The 17,571-nt window shown below is 71.5% G+C and carries 16 protein-coding genes; 15 read left to right on the top strand and 1 reads right to left on the bottom strand.

The window, feature by feature from the left end; all coding sequences use genetic code 11:
• Positions 1 to 6 precede the first annotated feature (6 nt).
• The 6 genes from sufU to ACFYMO_RS06865 all read left to right on the top strand — a co-directional run bounded on the left by sufU (position 7) and on the right by ACFYMO_RS06865 (position 4,000).
• Positions 7 to 507, top strand: a complete 501-nt coding sequence (sufU, locus tag ACFYMO_RS06890; RefSeq protein ID WP_276474694.1) for a Fe-S cluster assembly sulfur transfer protein SufU — start codon at positions 7 to 9, stop codon at positions 505 to 507.
• Positions 504 to 833, top strand: a complete 330-nt coding sequence (locus ACFYMO_RS06885; RefSeq protein ID WP_027759495.1) for a metal-sulfur cluster assembly factor — start codon at positions 504 to 506, stop codon at positions 831 to 833. Before sufU ends, ACFYMO_RS06885 begins: the two co-directional genes overlap by 4 nt.
• A 113-nt stretch (positions 834 to 946) precedes the next feature.
• Positions 947 to 1,267, top strand: a complete 321-nt coding sequence (locus tag ACFYMO_RS06880) for a DMT family transporter (protein WP_388544776.1) — start codon at positions 947 to 949, stop codon at positions 1,265 to 1,267.
• Positions 1,267 to 1,839, top strand: coding sequence for a TetR family transcriptional regulator (locus ACFYMO_RS06875; protein WP_366774190.1), 573 nt, complete (start codon positions 1,267 to 1,269; stop codon positions 1,837 to 1,839). Before ACFYMO_RS06880 ends, ACFYMO_RS06875 begins: the two co-directional genes overlap by 1 nt.
• Before the next feature lie 60 nt (positions 1,840 to 1,899).
• A complete protein-coding gene (gene dapD, locus ACFYMO_RS06870) occupies positions 1,900 to 2,886 on the top strand; it encodes a 2,3,4,5-tetrahydropyridine-2,6-dicarboxylate N-succinyltransferase (RefSeq protein ID WP_366774189.1) in 987 nt (328 codons plus the stop codon).
• Between the two features lie 130 nt (positions 2,887 to 3,016).
• Positions 3,017 to 4,000 carry an EI24 domain-containing protein gene (locus ACFYMO_RS06865; protein WP_388544772.1) on the top strand — a complete coding sequence of 328 codons (984 nt, stop codon included), beginning with the start codon at positions 3,017 to 3,019 and terminating at the stop codon, positions 3,998 to 4,000.
• A gap of 86 nt (positions 4,001 to 4,086) precedes the next feature.
• On the opposite strand, the gene ACFYMO_RS06860 is transcribed toward ACFYMO_RS06865, so the two are convergent.
• Positions 4,087 to 6,018 carry an endonuclease/exonuclease/phosphatase family protein gene (locus ACFYMO_RS06860; RefSeq protein WP_388544769.1) on the bottom strand — a complete coding sequence of 644 codons (1,932 nt, stop codon included), beginning with the start codon at positions 6,016 to 6,018 and terminating at the stop codon, positions 4,087 to 4,089.
• Positions 6,019 to 6,645: 627 nt separating this feature from the next.
• Here ACFYMO_RS06860 and gap point away from each other — a divergent pair.
• From gap to ptlA, 9 genes are all read left to right on the top strand, one after another.
• Positions 6,646 to 7,650, top strand: coding sequence for a type I glyceraldehyde-3-phosphate dehydrogenase (gene gap / locus ACFYMO_RS06855; protein WP_366774662.1), 1,005 nt, complete (start codon positions 6,646 to 6,648; stop codon positions 7,648 to 7,650).
• A gap of 162 nt (positions 7,651 to 7,812) precedes the next feature.
• Entirely contained in the window at positions 7,813 to 9,027 is a 1,215-nt protein-coding gene (penM, locus tag ACFYMO_RS06850; RefSeq protein WP_388544764.1) for a pentalenolactone synthase, read from the top strand.
• Positions 9,028 to 9,380: 353 nt separating this feature from the next.
• Positions 9,381 to 10,232, top strand: a complete 852-nt coding sequence (gene ptlH / locus ACFYMO_RS06845; protein ID WP_366774664.1) for a 1-deoxypentalenic acid 11-beta-hydroxylase — start codon at positions 9,381 to 9,383, stop codon at positions 10,230 to 10,232.
• A gap of 55 nt (positions 10,233 to 10,287) precedes the next feature.
• Positions 10,288 to 11,742, top strand: coding sequence for an MFS transporter (locus ACFYMO_RS06840; protein ID WP_388544761.1), 1,455 nt, complete (start codon positions 10,288 to 10,290; stop codon positions 11,740 to 11,742).
• A 99-nt stretch (positions 11,743 to 11,841) separates the two neighbouring features.
• Entirely contained in the window at positions 11,842 to 12,621 is a 780-nt protein-coding gene (gene ptlF, locus ACFYMO_RS06835; protein WP_366774666.1) for a 1-deoxy-11-beta-hydroxypentalenate dehydrogenase, read from the top strand.
• Positions 12,622 to 12,623: 2 nt separating this feature from the next.
• Positions 12,624 to 14,438, top strand: a complete 1,815-nt coding sequence (ptlE, locus tag ACFYMO_RS06830) for a neopentalenolactone/pentalenolactone D synthase (RefSeq protein WP_366774667.1) — start codon at positions 12,624 to 12,626, stop codon at positions 14,436 to 14,438.
• A gap of 34 nt (positions 14,439 to 14,472) precedes the next feature.
• Positions 14,473 to 15,372, top strand: a complete 900-nt coding sequence (gene ptlD, locus ACFYMO_RS06825) for a neopentalenolactone/pentalenolactone F synthase (RefSeq protein ID WP_366774668.1) — start codon at positions 14,473 to 14,475, stop codon at positions 15,370 to 15,372.
• The gene (locus ACFYMO_RS06820; protein WP_366774669.1) at positions 15,369 to 16,382 is read left to right on the top strand and encodes a polyprenyl synthetase family protein; all 1,014 of its coding nucleotides are present in this window, start codon (positions 15,369 to 15,371) and stop codon (positions 16,380 to 16,382) included. Before ptlD ends, ACFYMO_RS06820 begins: the two co-directional genes overlap by 4 nt.
• A 101-nt stretch (positions 16,383 to 16,483) precedes the next feature.
• Positions 16,484 to 17,497: a pentalenene synthase gene (gene ptlA, locus ACFYMO_RS06815; protein WP_366774670.1), complete on the top strand. Its 1,014-nt coding sequence runs from the start codon at positions 16,484 to 16,486 to the stop codon at positions 17,495 to 17,497.
• The last annotated feature ends 74 nt before the right edge of the window (positions 17,498 to 17,571 follow it).

Here is a 17,571-nt window from a genome sequence, read left to right as displayed (position 1 = left end):
CTGTCGGTGAAGCTGGACTCGATGTACCAGGAAGTCATCCTGGACCACTACAAGCATCCGCACGGGCGCGGGCTGCGCGACGGCGATGCCGAGGTGCACCACGTCAACCCGACGTGCGGTGACGAGATCACCTTGCGTGTGCGGTACGACGGCGACACCATCGAGGATGTGTCGTACGAGGGCCAGGGCTGTTCCATCAGCCAGGCCAGCGCCTCGGTGTTGAACGAGCTGCTGGTCGGCAAGGAACTGCCCGAGGCCCGCAGGATCCAGGAGACGTTCCTGGAGCTGATGCAGTCCAAGGGTCAGCTCGAGCCGGACGACAGCATGGAGGACCTGCTGGAGGACGCCGTGGCGTTCGCCGGGGTCTCGAAGTACCCGGCGCGGGTGAAGTGCGCGCTGCTGAGCTGGATGGCGTGGAAGGACGCGACATCGAAGGCCTTCAGCGGGGCGGACGCGAGCGCGCAGGAGCCGGGGGAAGCCGACTCGGCCAAGGAGAAGACGGCATGACCGAGATGACCACCAAGCCCGCGAGCGAGGAAGAGGTCCGCGAGGCGCTCATGGACGTCGTCGACCCGGAGCTGGGTATCGACGTCGTCAACCTCGGCCTGATCTACGGGATCCACGTCGACGACGCGAACATCGCCACCATCGACATGACGCTCACCTCGGCGGCCTGCCCGCTGACCGACGTCATCGAGGACCAGGCGCAGTCCGCGACGGAGGGCATCGTCAACGAGCTCAAGATCAACTGGGTCTGGATGCCCCCGTGGGGCCCCGACAAGATCACCGACGACGGGCGTGAGCAGCTCAGGGCGCTGGGCTTCAACGTCTGAGCGCTCCGGCAGCTGTTCCGCGTACGGCCGCGCACCCTCGGGGTGCGCGGCCGTTCGCATGGCCGGAACCTTCCTGTGTACGACCGTACGCAACGTTGTGTACGCTCGTACGCATGACATATGTGACGCTGGCGGCGGCGATCCTCGCGGAGGTACTGGGGACGACCGCGATGAAGTACAGCGAGGGCTTCAGCAGACTGGTGCCCTCGCTGCTGACGGCGGCCGGCTATCTGGTGGCGATCGTGCTCCTCGCGCATACCCTCAAGAGCATGTCCGTGGGGACCGCCTACGCCATCTGGTCCGGTGCGGGGACGGCGGCGATCGCGCTGATCGGCATGGTGTTCATCGGTGAGTCCGTCACCGCCGCGAAGATCCTCGGCCTGCTGCTGGTGATATGCGGAGTCGTGGTGCTCAACCTGGGAGGCGCGCACTGATGGGACGGCGATACGACCCCGAGCGGCGCCAGCGGATCATCGACGCCGCGATCCGGCTGGTGGAGCTGAAGGGCATCTCGGCACTCAGCCACCGCTCGGTCGCGGCCGAAGCGGACGTGCCGCTCGGCTCCACCACCTACCACTTCGGGAGTCTGGACGATCTCCTCGTCGCGGCGCTCCAGCAGGTCACCTGCGGGCCGCAGTCCGAGATCGAGACCTGGGACCGGGAACTGTCCGGCCAGGAATCCCTGCTGGACGTGATGACGCGCATCCTGGAGGAATACGCCTCGGGAGCGCACGGACGCATCCGGCTGGAGTACGAGCTCTACCTCGCCGCCCTGCGCCGCCCTCCGCTCCAGCCGGTCGCGGCGGCCTGGATCGACGACTGGGTCGAGGTCGTCGGCCGGCACACCGCGGACCCGGCCACGGCCCGGGCGCTGGCGGCGCTGATCGACGGACTGCTGCTGCAGATCCTGCTCACCGACCGCCCCTTCGACCGGACGGAGGTCCGCTCGGCGCTCGCCCGGGTGCTCGGCGACCCGGGCCCGGCCGCGGACGGTGACCGCCCTTAGCCCCGACCGGCCCGTGGACCGGTTCGTCATCGACCGCCGGATCCGGATAGCGTTCGAGGTATGACCGACGCACCCACTACCCGCACCACCGGCGCCGTCGCAGCCGGCCTCGCCACCGTCGCCGACGGCACGGTCCTGGACACCTGGTTCCCCAGCCCGGAGCTCGTCGCGGAGCCCGGCCCGGCGGGCAGCGAGCGGCTGAGCGCCGAGCGCGCCGCCGAGCTGCTCGGCGACGCCGCACCGCAGGCACTCGGGGAGGACCCGCGCCGCGGCGTCGAGATCGTCGCCGTCCGCACGGTCATCTCCTCCCTGGACGACAAGCCGCTGGACGCGCACGACGTGTATCTGCGCCTGCACCTGCTCAGCCACCGCCTGGTACGCCCGCACGGCCTCAGCCTCGAAGGGCAGTTCGCGCACCTGGCCAATGTCGCCTGGACCAACCTGGGTCCGGTGCCGGTGGACAAGGTCGAGGAGGCCCGGCTCGCCGCCCGTGCCTCCGGCGCGCACCTGGCGGTGACCAGCGTGGACAAGTTCCCGCGGATGACCGACTACGTGGTCCCCAAGGGCGTCCGGATCGGCGACGCCGACCGGGTCCGGCTGGGCGCGCACCTCGCCGAGGGCACCACCGTCATGCACGAGGGCTTCTGCAACTTCAACGCCGGCACCCTGGGCACCTCGATGGTCGAGGGCCGGATCAGCGCGGGCGTCGTCCTCGGCGACGGCACCGACCTGGGCGGCGGCGCCTCGATCATGGGCACCCTCTCCGGCGGCGGCAAGCAGGTCGTCTCCATCGGCGAGCGCTGCCTGATCGGTGCCGAAGCGGGCATCGGGATCTCGCTCGGCGACGACTCGGTCGTCGAGGCCGGCCTCTACGTCACGGCTGGTACCCGTGTCACCCTCCCGGACGGGAAGATCGTCAAGGCGCTGGAGCTGTCCGGCGCCGACAACCTGCTCTTCCGCCGCAACTCGGTCACCGGAGCCGTCGAGGCCCTGCAGCGCAGCGGCTCGTGGGGCGGCCTGAACGAGGCGCTGCACAGCCACAACTGAGCGGCCCCCGCGCCGCCACGCCACCGCTGGAGCGGGGCGCGGCGGCGCGGCGTCACAACTGCGCAACCGATCGGGAGGGCGGCGGGCGCACCCGTCCCGTCCCCGGGCCCGCAGGCCGTAGGCTTGCCATATGCATGATCTTGGGGCCGGGCTGCGGTACTTGGGGCGGGGACAGCGGTGGGTGCTCACCCACGGGCGGTGGTTCGGGTTCGGGCTGCTGCCCGCGCTGATCACGTTCGTCCTCTACGCGGCGGCCCTCGTCGCGCTCGGCTTCTACGCCGGCGACCTCGCCGCCTGGGCCACGCCCTTCGCCGATGACTGGGATGCCACCGGCCGCGCCCTGACCCGCGGTGTCTTCGCGGTCATGCTGTGGTGCGCCGTGCTGATGCTGGCCGTGGTGACGTTCGCGGCGGTCACCCTGCTGATCGGCGACCCCTTCTACGAGAAGCTCTCCGAACGGGTCGAGGAGAGCGAGGGCGGACTGCCCGAGCAGGTCGTCGACCAGCCGCTGTGGCGGGAGCTGTGGACCTCGCTGTGCGACAGCGCCTACGTGCTCTTCCGGACGCTGCTGTTCACGGTCCCGCTCTTCTTCCTCGGCTTCGTCCCGGTGCTCGGGCAGAGCGTCGTCCCGGCACTCGGCTTCTGCGTCGCGGGATTCCTCCTCACCCTGGAACTCGCCTCGGTCGCGCTGCAACGCCGGGGCGTCCCGGTACGGGAGCGGCTGGCGATGCTGCGCCGCCGCAAGGCCCTCGCGCTGGGCTTCGGAGTGCCGCTGGCGCTGGCCTTCCTGGTGCCGCTGCTCGCCGTCCCGCTGATGCCGGGTGCCGTCGCGGGCGCGACCCTGCTGGTGCGGGACCTGACCGGAACCCGGCCCGGCCCCGGCGCACCCGGAGCGGCGCCGGGTGCCGGAGGGGCACCGTCCCACGGCCCGGCCGGCCGTCCGGGCCCGGTCCCCGGAGCGCCGGGCTCGCCCCACGGCACCCTTCCGGCACCGCCCCACGGCGCCCCGGGGGCACCGCCCCACGGTTCGCCCGGAGCGCCCCCGTACGGTGGACAGCCCGCTGTTCCGCCGGCGTACGGGCCCCGAGGCGGCAAGCCGCCGCGGCGGGCCTGACCGTCCCGCCGGTGAGCGGCGGGACGGGGACGCCGGGCGCGCCGCCCCCGCAGCGGGCCGGGGCGGGGCGGCTTCGCCGCGCCGGCTCAGCGGCGCGTGATCCGGACCACCGACGGATCGTGGTCGCTGATCTGGTCGGCGAACTCCGCGTTGATGTGGACGATGTCGTACTCGGGCCGCCCGGCGCCCGGGCTGGTCAGCAGATGGTCCAGGGTCTGGGAGTTGCCGTTGTAGACGTAGCCGTAGCGCTCGTCGCGGGGCAGCCGGTCGAGCGGGCTGGTCAGCGCGTGGCCCGAGCGCAGTGTGCGCAGGGCGGGGGAGAAGGGGGAGTCGTTGAAGTCGCCGCCCGCCACGACGACGGCTTTCGGGTCGACGTCCCGGAGCGTGCGCACGAAGCCGTTGACGGCCTCGGCCTGTGCGACGCGCTGCTGTTCCGAGTGCCGGGCGGGCGGCTGGATGCGGCCCTCCATCGGCTGGTCGCCACCCTTGGAGCTGAAGTGGTTGGCGACCACGAAGACCGTGCGGCCCCGGAAGCGGAACTCACCCGCCAGCGGCTTGCGGCTGTCCTCCCAGGCGGCGTCCCGCGGTGCGATCCGGCCGGGTGAGGCGGACAGCGCGGGCTCGCCCTCCCGCTCCAGGACCCGCACCGGGGTCGTGGCGTCGCCGCCGGGCCGGTCGGTGAAGGAGACCCGGGCGGGGTTGTAGAGGAAGGCCACGCGGATGTTGCCGCCGGGCTGGCCGCCGTCCGCCTTGTCCTCCGGGTCGATCTGCCGCCACGCGTAGGAGGGTCCGCCCGCCTTCCGGATGGCCTCGGTCAGCTTCGTGAGCGTCCGGTCCGCGCCGACCGTGCCGTCGTCCCGCGGTCCCGAGTCGTCCTGCACCTCCTCGACGGTGACGATGTCGGGGGAGGAGAGGTTGGTGACCAGGCCCTCGGCCAGCCGCTCGAACTTGGCGGGCTCGGAGGCGGGGGAGAGGTTCTCGACGTTGTACGTCGCCACCGCCAGTTCGTTCCGGCGCTGCCTGCGGGTCCGCTCGCGCTCCAGGCCGTTGTCCCGGTGTTCGCCCAGTGCGGTGGCGCGCAGCGTGTAGCCGCCGTACTGCTCGTAGTCCAGCGGGCCTTCGGTGGTGCCGCGCAGCGTGTCGCCGACGTCGGCCTCCGGGAAGGGGTGCGTGTCGAGGGGGAGCAGCGAGGAGACCTTCAGCCGGGCGCCGTTGCGGTCCTCGTAGGAGCCGTAGAGGGTGCCGCCGCGCGGAGTCGGGTGCTGGGCCGGGTCGGTGGTCACCCACAGGTCGTGGTAGCGGCTGGTGGGACCGGTGACCCGCACGCCGCGCACGGAGACGCGCATGCCCTCCAGCGATTCGTAGTGGTCCAGCGCGTAACGGCGCGGGCGCAGCGGCCGGTTCTCGATACTGCCTCCCCCGAATCCTCCGGATCCGGGGGGACCCCCATCCGCGTCCGGCGCGTACGCCTCCGGTACCGACTGCGCGGTGAGCCGGACGGCCCTCGGCAGCCTTCCGTGCGGGCGGTGGCCGGTGGTCCGCCAGGTGGCACCGCTCAGTTCGGTGACCGACTGGTTGCCCGCCTCCTTGCCGCCCGGGTAGTACTCCTGCACCTTCCCGGTCACCCGCAGCGCGTCGCCGGTCTCGACCCCGGGGCTGGCTCCTCCGGTGTGGACGTAGATCCCCTCGCTGGTGGCCCGGTCGCGGTCGGGGTGCGGGTCCTGCAGCCAGAAGCCGCGCGCCGCACCGAAGTCGCGGACCCCGGTGACGACACCGGGTACCCCGGTGACCTCCCGGCCCGCGAACGGGGAGAGCCGGGTACGGCCCTGGATGTCGTGGATGCGCGGAGCGTGCGCGGAGCCGACGCCGGGCGCGTCGGCGGCCCCGGCGGACGAGGGCAGTACGAGCAGCCCGCAGCAGGCGGCGGCGACGGCGGCCGGTGCGGCCCGGAGCCGCCGGAGCGGTGTCCGGGGCCGGGGCGCGGAGCGGGGCGGCAGGAAGGGCGAGCGGAACGGCACCTGGGCCTCCGGGTGTAGGGGGAGCGCGTACGGCGGTACACGGGCATTCTCTACGCGCGTAAAGCATGGCGGGCCGACGTCGGTTGTCAAGGTCGTGACAGTTCGGCCCACTCCTTCGCCGCATCCCTTCGGGCTGGAGGAACGTCGGACCGCGGTGCACGCCGGCAGGTGATCCTGGTCCCTGTGCCGGGGATGTCGATGCCGGCGGCCGGCTCAGCCGGGCCGGGGTGGCGTTCCACGGGTCCGCCGCGCGCGAGCCGGGTGACCGGTCGGGGGAGCCCGGCCGGCCGTGCTGCTCGGTCCCGGCGCGTCCGGTCGGCCGCCTCGGACGGTCGGCGACCCGGGCAGCCGACTCGCACGGTGTCGGCTGCGACGGCTCCGCGCCCCCCCGGGGGCCGGATGTGGCGGCGGTTGATTTCTCGAACGCGCCGGTGAGGGGGCAGCTGCCGCCAAGTCGGTTGCAGGATCGGCACGCTGAGCGTGAATCACCCTGGAAATGTATCGCAAACTTATATAAGCTCGTGCTTGATCGCGTGCCGGAGCCTCGTCCGGGCACACGGCCTGCAGTGCACCTCGGCGCAACGGCGCGTCAAAGACTTCTAGAGCGCTAGGTGAGGAACAACGCCCATGACTGTGCGAATCGGCATCAACGGTTTCGGACGCATCGGTCGCAACGTCTTCCGTGCGGCGGCTGCGCGGGGCTCGGAGCTGGAGGTCGTCGCTGTCAACGACCTCGGTGACGTGCCCACGATGGCCCACCTGCTCGCTTACGACTCGATCCTGGGCCGCTTCCCCGAGGAGGTCACCGCCGAGTCGGGCGCCATCCGCGTGGGGGACCGGACGGTCAAGGTGCTCGCCGAGCGCGACCCGGGCAACCTGCCCTGGGGCGACCTCGGAGTGGACATCGTGATCGAGTCCACCGGCATCTTCACCGACGCCGCGAAGGCGCGTTCACATGTTGAAGGCGGCGCGAAGAAGGTCCTCATCGCCGCGCCGGCCAAGGACGAGGACATCACGGTGGTCCTGGGGGTCAACGACGGTGACTACGACCCCGAGCGGCACACCATCATCTCCAACGCCTCCTGCACCACCAACTGCCTGGGTGTGCTGGCCAAGGTGCTGCACGACGCCGTCGGCATCGACAGCGGCATGATGACCACGGCGCACGCCTACACACAGGACCAGAACCTTCAGGACGCCCCGCACAAGGACCTGCGCCGGGCCCGGGCCGCGGCCATGAACATCGTGCCCACCTCCAGCGGCGCCGCCAAGGCCATCGGCCTCGTCCTCCCGGAACTCGCCGGCCGGATGGACGCCTTCGCGCTGCGGGTGCCCGTGCCGACCGGCTCGGTCACCGACCTCACGGTCACCACCCGCCGCGGTACCACGGTGGACGAGGTGAAGGAGGCGTACGCGGCAGCGGCCTCGGGACCGTACAAGGGTGTGCTGTCCTACGCGGACGCGCCGTTGGTCAGCAGCGACATCGTGGGCGACCCGGCCTCCTGTGTGTTCGACGCCGGACTCACCCGGGTGTCCGGCCCGCAGGTCAAGGTCGTCGGCTGGTACGACAACGAGTGGGGCTACTCGAACCGCCTCATCGACCTGGCACTGCTCGTCGGATCGTCCCTGTAGTTACCAGCCCGACCCGGCACCCGCACCACCCGCACGTCAGCAATGATCGTCCGCCGGACCGGCGGCCGACATCTCCGCGCGCCCGTCGACCGGTGCGCGGCGCACCCGACGTCACCGATGCCGTCGGCGTGCCCGGATGTCCGACGAAGCCATGCCTGACTCATGAGGACGGGGGACATGGAGGAACTGCCGACACTACCGTTCGACAATCCGTCCGTGCTCGGTGTCGCGCCCCGGATGCGCGCGCTGCAGCACGAGGGGCCGATCACCCCGGTGCGGGCGGCCGGTGAGGACGCCTGGCTGGTCACCCGCTACGACGAGGTCCGGGCGCTGCTCGCCGACCGCCGGCTCGGTCTCAGCAACCCCTACCCGGCGCGGCAGGCCAAGACCACGGCCCGGAGCACCATGATGGCGCTGATGGCCGGGGACGACTACGAGACCGAGGCCGCCGACCATCCGCAGATGCGTGAGCTGCTCGTCCCCCGGTTCTCCACCCGCCGGATGCGCATGATGAAGTCCCGGATCGAGCAGCACGTGGACGAACTGCTCGACGAACTGGCCGCCGGCCCCCGGCCCGCCGACCTGCACCGTGCGCTGTCGTTTCCGCTGCCGACCATGGTGGTCTGCGACCTGCTCGGAGTGCCGTGGGCCGACCGGGAGCGGTTCGGCCAGTGGGCAAGAGGCACCTTCGACCAGAGCGACGACGGCCGGCACTCGGCGCACACCTTCCAGCAGGTCGTCGACTACACGACGGAACTGGTGGCGCGGAAGCGCACCGAGCCGGGCGACGACATCCTGTCCGAGCTGATCGCGGCCAAGGACGGTTCGCTGTCCGACGAGTACATCGCCCAGTTGGGCAACGCCGTGCTGCTCTTCGGCTACGAGACCACCATCGTCCGTATCGACCTGGGCACGCTGCTGATGCTGCGCAATCCGGAGCAGCGCGCCCTGCTGGCCGAGAAGCCCGAACTCGCCCCGGGCGCGGTCGAGGAGATCCTGCGCCTGGCCGTGGGCGGCAAGGGGTCCAACGCGCTCGTACCCCGCTACGCGCACAGCGACATCGCCGTCGGCGACACGGTGATCCGGACCGGGGAGGCAGTGCTGCTGGCCATCGGCGCGGCCAACATCGACGGCCACGCGTACCCCGACCCCGACCTGATGGACATCACCAGGGACAGGCCCAGACCGCATCTGTCGTTCGGGCACGGCACCCGGCACTGCATCGGCCGTGTGCTGGCCCGGATCGAGCTGACCGCGGTGTTCGAGCGGCTGTTCCGCAGACTGCCCGATCTGCGGCTCGCGGTACCCGAGGAGGAACTGCGCTGGCAGGAGCACCGGATCACCGGCGGGTTCGATGAAATCCCCGTTACCTTCTGACCGGCACCGCCCGAGCGACCGCACGGCCGTCCACCGTTCCGGGTCCGGACCGCGCAGACCGGGCCGGGGCCGCTCCCGCTCCGGAGCGGCGCCTCGCCGGCCGCGCGGACAGCGGCGCTCCGGTACCACCGGGCCGCTCCGCGCGTCGGGCGCCGGCGCCCGCGTGGCCCGGCACACACCCACTCCCGCTCACGGGGCCGTCCCCGCGGCCGGGCCGGCCTCGGACCCCTGGATGTCAGCACCGGCCGTTCCGGCGGTCGCCTCTCGTCGCCTCCGCCTCATCCGGCGCCCTCGAAGACGCCGGTCTGTTCGGAAGTTCAATGCTCCTTCCCCCATCACGAGGACAAGGAACCATGACGGACACATTCAGCGACTACGTCGACTGCACACCCCTTCTCGACGACCATCAGGCCCTCGAGCGGTTCTACGACGAGCACGGCTACGTCTGTCTGCGCGGCGCGCTGGACCCTGAACTCGTGCGGACCGCCGCCGAGCAGATGCTCGAGGGGCTGATCGCACTCGGCCACGCCGCACCCGGCACCACGCTCGAGAACCTCGCCATCGACTCCTTCGAGGCGGTCGACGAGGTCGCCATGCACGACTACGTCAAGTACGACGACCTGTGGAACCACCCCTCGACCGTCAAGGTCTGGGAGAAGGTCTTCGGGGAGCCCGTCTTCGTCTTCGAGTCCACGACGATCCGCTACTACCCGTCCGCCGCGGGTTCCGAGGAGCCGAGCTTCCTGACGCCGCTGCACCAGGACGGCTTCTACATAGGCCCGAACAAGGACTTCCGCACCGCCTGGATACCGCTGCTCCCGACGAGCCGGGACACCGGCGGCGTCGCCCTCGCCGACGGCAGCCACAAGAAGGGCCCCCGCGAGCACGTCGTCACCGAGAACTTCCGCCGGTTCGGCCACCCCGTGCGCGGTGTCCCGGCGGAGGAGTTCGGCGGGGACGAGCAGTTGCTGTTCTCCTCCATGGAGCCGGGCGACGTGCTCCTGTTCCACGCCTTCATGTGCCACAAGTCCATCCCGAACGTCTCGGCGAACCCGGCCCGCATGCGGATGTCGATGGACACCCGCGTCCAGCCCGCCTCCTCGCACCGCGGGTTCAACGCGCTGACGCCTTGGCCGGAGTCCGCGAAGGACGCCTCCAAGGGAATCTTCTCCAAGATCACCGGTACTCCCACCGCCGTCGAGTGACGTCGGCCCCGCACCCTCTCCCACCGTCCCCCACGCACCCCCGGGCAGGCAGCACATGACGCATCGCGAGGGACTCTCCCCGCCGAAGGACCCCGGGGCGACGCCGGCGTCCTCCGGCGGTCCGGAACCGGCCGCCGCGGGGCTCGGCGGTGTCGCCCTCGTGGTGGTCCTCATCGGGTACGCCCTGTCCATCGTGGACGCCTCCATCGTCAATGTGGCGCTGGACCCGATCGGTGAGGATCTCCACGGCGGCCCGGCAGCGCTGGAGCTGGTGGTGTCCGGGTACGGCCTCACCTACGCCCTCGGCCTGGTGCTGGGCGGACGGCTGGGCGACGCCTTCGGGAGGCGGGAACTCTATGCGTACGGGCTGGCGGCGTTCACCGTCACCTCGGCGCTGTGCGGACTCGCGCCGACCATCGAGTTCCTCGTCACGGCCCGGCTGCTCCAAGGGGCCGCCGCCGCCATGCTCGTACCGCAGGTGCTGGCGACGATCCAGGCTGTCAGCCAGGGCCGCGAGCGCGCCCGCGCGATCGCCATGTACGGCGTGACCGCGGCCCTGGGCATGGTCGTCGGGCAGATCCTGGGCGGTCTGCTGGTCTCGCTGGACGTGGCCGGGATCGGCTGGCGGTCGGTCTTCCTGATCAATGTGCCGGTCGGGGTGGCCGCACTGCTGGCGATCCGGCGGATCCCCGCGACCAGGGCCGGGACCAGGCCCGGGTTCGACCCGCTGGGCACCCTGCTGTTCGGTGCGACCATGGTCTGCGTCCTGGCCGTGGTCGTGGCGGGGCCCGACCTGGGCTGGCCGCTGTGGCTGTGGGCGCTGCTCGTGCTCGCCGCGGCGGGGCTGTCGGCGCTGGTGCGGGTCGAGCGCGGACTGGAGGCGCGGGGCGGCTCACCGTTGCTGTCCCCGTCGGTGCTGTCCCATCCGGGCACCCGCAGGGGGTTGGTGGCCGTGGTGCCGTTCCAGGCCGGCTTCGGTGCCTTCCTCTTCGTCTACGCGCTGATCGCTCAGGGACACTTCGGGTTCCACGGGCTGGCCTCCGGCGGGGGACTGGCGCCGTTCGCCGTGGCGTTCTTCGCGGTGGCCCGGTTCACCCCGAAGATCGTGGCGGCCCTGGGCGGCCGGATCGTCGCCCTGGGAGCCCTCGTCCAGGGCGCGGGTCTGGTGCTGCTGGCACTGGTGCTGGGGCTGGGCTGGCCGCATCCCTCCCTGACGCTCGTGCTCATCGGGATCGCCCTCTTCGGCGCCGGTGCGGCGCTGATCGGTCCCACGCTGTTCCGGATGATCCTCGCCGACGTGCCTCCCGCGCAGGCGGGCATGGGCAGCGGTGTGCTGGTGACCAGCCAGCAGATGGCGACCGCGCTGGGCACGACCGTCGGCGGAACCCTCTTCGTCTCCCTGGACGGCCCGTTCTCGACAGCGACGGCGGCCGTGCTCGTCCTCGCCCTGCTGACCTGCTTCGCGGCGACCGTCTTCGTGATCAGTCTGAAGCTCCCCGACCCCCGCTGACATCCTCCTTCCCGAACGGCGCCACCGGAACGGACCTTCTCGCGAGCAACAGCGCGCTGCCCTTCGCCGCACCCGCGCGCAGAGCGGAGAGAGAGCCCAGTGGACCTGCAGACCAGGACGGCCGTGGTGACCGGCGCCGCCAGCGGCATCGGCCTCGCCCTCGGCGCCCGCTTCACGCGGGCCGGCGTCAGCGTGCTCATGACGGACATCGACGAGGCGGTGCACCGCCGGGCAGCCGAACTCGCCGCACAGGGCGCCCAGGTCACGGCGGTGACGGCCGACCTGACCGATCCGCACGCCGTCGACCGGCTCGCGGAGACGGCGTTCGACCGGCTCGGCGGCATCGACGTGCTGTGCAACAACGCGGGGGTGCTCGGCCCCGTGGGGCAGCCGCTGTGGGAGGTTCCGCTGGAGCGGATGCGGCAGGTCTTCGAGGCCAACCACTGGGCGCACGTCCTGGTGGCCCGCGCCTTCGTCCCCCGGCTCCTGGAGCGCGGCCGCCCGGCCCATCTGATCCACACGGCGTCGATGTCCGCTTTCGTCGTCGGCGCCGGCAGCGCGGCCTACGCCGCCTCCAAACACGCCGACCTCGCGGTCGCCCGCAGTCTGCGGGCCGATCTGCGGGGCACCGGGATCCTGGTCTCGGTGCTGTGCCCCGGCCGGGTCGACACCCCCATGGTGCAGGGCCTGGCGGCCCCGCGCGGGGCCGGCGGTGACACGTCGGTCAGCGCCGAGGACGTCGCCTGGCTCGTCTGGGAAGCCCTCGGCACCGACCGGTTCTACCTGTTCAGCAACTCCGACGCCGCGCAGCGGCTGCGTGCCCAGTTCGACGAGGTGTGGCGTCATGTTCCCCTTCCGTCCCCTTCCCCCGAGGAGTAGCTGTGGCCCGCGCCGACAGCGACGACCGTAGCGACGAGACACCGGCCATCGACCTGGAAGCGGTGAGGGAGAAGTACCGGCAGGAACGCGACAAGCGCAGCGCCGGTCGCACGTACCAGTTCGCGCGCGGTGACTTCAGCCGCTATGCGCGCGACCCCTACACCGAGCGCAAGGAACGCGAGCCGCTCACCGACGAGGTGGACGTCGCCGTCGTCGGCGCGGGCATCGGCGGCCTGCTGACCGGCGCGCATCTGCGCAAGGAGACCGGCCTGGAGCGCATCCGGCTGATCGACGAGGCGGGCGATGTCGGCGGTACCTGGTACTGGAACCGCTTCCCCGGGGTCCGGTGCGACGTCGAGAGCTACATCTACATGCCGATACTCGAAGAGATCGGGACGATACCCACCGAGAAGTACTCCACCGGCCCCGAGATCTTCGCGCACCTCCAGCAGATCGCCCGCAGGTACGACCTCTACCGCGACGCCCTCTTCCAGACCACCGTCACCGAGCTGCGCTGGGACGAGGCCGCCGGGAAGTGGCTGGTGAGCACCGACCGCGGGGACGTCATCCGGGCCCGGTACGTGGCCATGTCGATCGGCCTGATGCACCGCCCGAAACTCCCCGGGCTGCCGGGTCTGGAGACGTTCGCCGGACACTCCTTCCACACCAGCCGCTGGGACTTCGACTACACCGGCGGCGACAGCACCGGCGGTCTGACCGGGCTGACGGACAAGACCGTCGGCGTCATCGGCACCGGCTCGACGACGGTCCAGATCGCCCCGCACCTCGCCGAGTGGGCCGAACAGCTCGTCGTCTTCCAGCGGACCCCGGCGGCGGTCGACGTCCGCGGCAACCGGCCCACCGAGCCGGACTGGGCGGACAGCCTCGAACCGGGCTGGCAGCAGCGCCGCATGGAGAACTTCCACGCGCTGACCTCCGGCATCCCGCAGGACGAGGACCTGGTCCAGGACCGCTGGACCCAGACCACGGCCAAGCTGGCCGCCGCGATCCTGCCCACCGGCGACACCGGGGGCGACCCGAAGGAGCGGGCGCTCGCGGCCGAACAGGCCGACTTCCGCAAGATGGAGGAACTGCGGGCCCGCATCGACAGCTTCGTCAGCGACCCGGCCACCGCCGCGGCCCTCAAGCCGTACTACCGCGTGTACTGCAAGCGGCCCTGTTTCCACGACAGCTACCTGCAGACCTTCAACCGGCCCAACGTGACCCTGGTCGACACCCAGGGGCAGGGCGTGGAGCGGCTCACCGCGGCCGGAGTGGTCGCCAACGGCCGGGAGTACCCGCTCGACTGCCTGGTCTTCGCCACCGGATACGAGCACGAGTTTGCCGTCCCGTACACCGACCGCGCCGGCTACGACATCGTCGGCCGCGACGGCCTGAGGCTGTCGCAGAAGTGGGCGAACGGCGCGCACACCCTGCACGGGTTGCAGGTGAACGGCTTCCCCAACTGCTTCATCCTGTCCAAGATCCAGGCCGGCCGGCACGTCAACATCGCCTACATGCTGGGCGAGCAGTCCCGGCACCTCGCGCACATCGTCAAGTGCGTGGAGGAGCGCGGCCACCGGGTCGTGGAGGCGTCCGGGACCGGCGAGAAGGAATGGGTCGAGGAGATCCTCCGGCTCGCCAGCAACGACATCGACTTCCTGGAGAACTGCACACCCGGTCTGTACAACAACGAGGGCGATCCGGGCGGGCTGCCGCTGCTCAACTCCAGTTACGGCGGCGGCTCCGTGGAGTTCGTGAACATCCTCCGGCGCTGGCGCGAGGCGGGTGACCTCGCCGGACTCGAACTGCGCTGACCATCCCACCGTTTCACGAAAGGCGGCAACGCCCATGGACGTCACGCCGATCCCCGGCGCCGCTCTCGGCGCCGTCGTGCACGGCTCCCCTGTCACCGGCGACCTCGGCAGCTCCCGGTGCGAGGAGATCTGGGCGGCGCTCGACGAGCATCTCGTACTCGTCTTCCGCGGCCACGAAACCCCCACCTACGAGGAGTTCCTGGCCTTCGGGAGCCGCTTCGGGTACATCCCGAAGACCGGCCTGACCAGCGGTGCCCACCCCGACCACAACGAGATCCTGATCGTCTCCAACCTGATGGAGGACGGCCGCAAGATCGGTGTCGGGGACGCCGCCTGGATGGCGTGGCACACCGACTACTCCTTCCGCCCCCGCGTCTCCCAGGTCGGCTTCCTGGAGGCCCTGGAGGTGCCGCCCTCCGGCGGCGGACAGACCCTCTTCACCGACATGTACGCCCTGTACGAGTCGCTGTCGCCCGAGGAGCGCCGGCGCCTGCACTCCTACCGGGTCCGGCACGGCCTGCGCACCGGGTACGAGGAGACCATCGAGGAAGAGCTGCAGGGCGAGGTGTCCCTCGGCGAGAGCGGCAGGCGGATCCAGCCCGAGGACGGCACCTCCACCGTCCATCCGCTGATCGCCCGCAATCCGCGGACCGGCCGCCAGTCGGTCTACGTCAGCACCCTGAACACCAAGCGGATCGTCGACCTCGCCCCCGACGAGAGCCGCAAGCTGCTCGACGAACTGCTCTCCCACGCGGGCAGGCCCGAGTACACCTACGCCCACACCTGGCAGCCGGGGGACATCGTCATGTGGGACCAGCTCGGCACCATCCACGCCAAGCAGCCCTTCGACCCGGCCGAGGGGCGCCTGATGCGTCAGGTCGTCAGCATCTTCGACGATCCGGCCGATCCCTGGCATGCGGAGGCCGCCGTATGAGCACCGCGCCCACGCGTCTCAGCCACAGCCGGGCCACCATCACACCGGCACTGCGCGCCGCCGTCGACCGGCTGGACCACCGCTCACGGCACCAGGCTGCCTATCACTTCGGATGGATCACCGCCGGCGGGGCGCCCACGAACGGCGACGCCGGCAAGGCCGTCCGGCCGGCGCTCGCACTGCTGTCCGCCGAGGCGGTCGGCGCCTCCCCGCAGGTCGCCCTGCCCGGCGCCGTCGCCGTGGAGCTGGTGCACAACTTCTCCCTGGTGCACGACGACCTGATGGACGGCGACGAGGAACGCCGCCACAAGCGCACCGTGTGGAAGCTGTGGGGCTCCTCCAGCGCGATCCTGACCGGTGACGCGATGCTGACGCTCGCCCAGGAGGTGCTGCTGGACGCGGGGACTCCGACGGCCGTGCCCGCCGCCCTGCTGCTGGCCCGCACCACCCGGCACCTCATCCGGGGGCAGGTCCAGGACCTGTCCTTCGAGCGGCGCCCGTACGTCTCGGTCGAGGAGTGCCTCGACATGGCCGCCGACAAGACCGGCGCGCTGCTGTCGGCGAGCTCCGCGATCGGCGCCGTCCTGGCCGGAGCACCGACGGCGACGGTGGACGCGCTGGCCCGCTACGGCGACGAGGTGGGCCGCGCTTTCCAGCTCACCGACGACGTCCTCGGCATCTGGGGCGACCCGGCCGTCACCGGCAAATCGGTCCACTCCGATCTGCGTGCCCGCAAGAAATCCCTGCCCGTCAGCTACGCGCTCCAGCAGGGCGGCACGCTCGGCGTCGAGCTGGCCACCTGGCTGTCCGCGCCCGGCGAGCCCGGCGAGGAGGAACTGCGGCGCGCGGCCGAACTGATCGACGGGGCCGGGGGCCGGGACTGGGCCCTGGCCGAGGCCGCCCGGCGGATGAAGCTGGCCGAGGACGCGCTGCTCGGCGTCGACCTGGACGCCGGTGCACGCGAGGAACTGCTCGCGCTCGGGCGCTTCGTCGTCGACCGGGACGGGTGAGGTCCCGGCCCGGACGTCCGTATCCGTACCGCCACCCCCGACATCCCTTTCCTGTTTCCCGCACGGCATCGAGCCCGTTCCCCCACGAGAAGGATTTCCCCATGCCGCAGGACATCGACATCCGAATACCCCTGCCGGGCCGGCAGAGCCCCGATCATGCCCGGGCCGAGGCGGAGCAGTTGGCGTGGCCGCGCTCGCTCGGTCTGATCAAGTCCGACATGGCGGCCGAACGCCATCTGCGGGGCAGCTACGCCGACCTGGCCTCCCGCTTCTACCCGCACGCCACCGGTACCGATCTCGACCTGGGCGTCGATCTGATGTCGTGGTTCTTCCTGTTCGACGACCTCTTCGACGGGCCGCGCGGCGAGGACCCCGAGCAGGCCGGGCAGCTGACCGGTGCGGTGGCGGCCGCGCTGGACGGTCCGCTGCCGGAGGAGGCGCCGCCGATCGCCCACGGCTTCGCCGACATCTGGCGGCGCACCCGCGAGGGCATGACCCCGGCCTGGTGCGCGCGCAGCGCCCGGCACTGGCGCAACTACTTCGACGGGTACATCGACGAGGCGGCGAGCCGCTTCTGGAACCGGCCGTGCGACTCGGCCGCGCAGTACCTGGGCATGCGGCGGCACACGATCGGCGTGCAGCCGACGGTGGACCTCGCGGAGCGCGCGGGCCGCTTCGAGGTGCCGCACCGGGTCTTCGACAGCACGCTGCTGTCCGCGATGCTCCAGGTCGCCGTCGACGTCAACCTGATGCTCAACGACATCGCCTCGCTGGAGAAGGAGGAGGCCCGCGGTGAGCAGAACAACCTCGTCCTGATCCTGCACCGGGAGCACGGCTGGTCCAGGAGCCGCAGCATCGCCCACCTCCAGGACGAGGTGCACGCCCGGCTGGAGCAGTTCCTGCTGCTCGAGTCCTGCCTGCCGCGGCTGGGCGAGATCTACCGGCTCGACCCGGACGAGCGGGAGGCGCTGGAGCGCTACCGCACGGACGCGATACGCCCGGTGATCCGCGGCTCCTACGACTGGCACCGCTCCTCGGGCCGTTACGACGCCGAGTTCGCACTCGCCGCCGGCTCCCGGGGCTACCTGGAGGAACTCGGCAGCACCGCCCGCTAGGTCGTGTCTTCGAAGCCCCGTCTGCCCGGCGGGCGGACGACGCTCCTTCGAAGACACTCCCCACTGCCCCCGCC

It is taken from the genome of Streptomyces sp. NPDC007025 (assembly GCF_042869455.1).
Lineage (GTDB): Bacteria > Actinomycetota > Actinomycetes > Streptomycetales > Streptomycetaceae > Streptomyces.
Note: the sequence above shows the minus strand (reverse complement) of the source record. Positions and strands in the feature narration are given on the sequence as shown.

Excerpts from the sequence above, each read along its gene's own strand:
- ACFYMO_RS06885 (WP_027759495.1), top strand. The coding sequence starts at position 504 with ATGACCGAGATGACCACCAAGCCCGCGAGCGAGGAAGAGGTCCGCGAG.
- dapD (WP_366774189.1), top strand. The coding sequence starts at position 1,900 with ATGACCGACGCACCCACTACCCGCACCACCGGCGCCGTCGCAGCCGGC.
- penM (WP_388544764.1), top strand. The coding sequence starts at position 7,813 with ATGAGGACGGGGGACATGGAGGAACTGCCGACACTACCGTTCGACAAT.
- ACFYMO_RS06880 (WP_388544776.1), top strand. The coding sequence starts at position 947 with ATGACATATGTGACGCTGGCGGCGGCGATCCTCGCGGAGGTACTGGGG.
- ptlH (WP_366774664.1), top strand. The coding sequence starts at position 9,381 with ATGACGGACACATTCAGCGACTACGTCGACTGCACACCCCTTCTCGAC.
- ACFYMO_RS06820 (WP_366774669.1), top strand. The coding sequence starts at position 15,369 with ATGAGCACCGCGCCCACGCGTCTCAGCCACAGCCGGGCCACCATCACA.
- ACFYMO_RS06865 (WP_388544772.1), top strand. The coding sequence starts at position 3,017 with ATGCATGATCTTGGGGCCGGGCTGCGGTACTTGGGGCGGGGACAGCGG.
- ptlA (WP_366774670.1), top strand. The coding sequence starts at position 16,484 with ATGCCGCAGGACATCGACATCCGAATACCCCTGCCGGGCCGGCAGAGC.
- ACFYMO_RS06840 (WP_388544761.1), top strand. The coding sequence starts at position 10,288 with ATGACGCATCGCGAGGGACTCTCCCCGCCGAAGGACCCCGGGGCGACG.
- ACFYMO_RS06875 (WP_366774190.1), top strand. The coding sequence starts at position 1,267 with ATGGGACGGCGATACGACCCCGAGCGGCGCCAGCGGATCATCGACGCC.
- ptlD (WP_366774668.1), top strand. The coding sequence starts at position 14,473 with ATGGACGTCACGCCGATCCCCGGCGCCGCTCTCGGCGCCGTCGTGCAC.
- gap (WP_366774662.1), top strand. The coding sequence starts at position 6,646 with ATGACTGTGCGAATCGGCATCAACGGTTTCGGACGCATCGGTCGCAAC.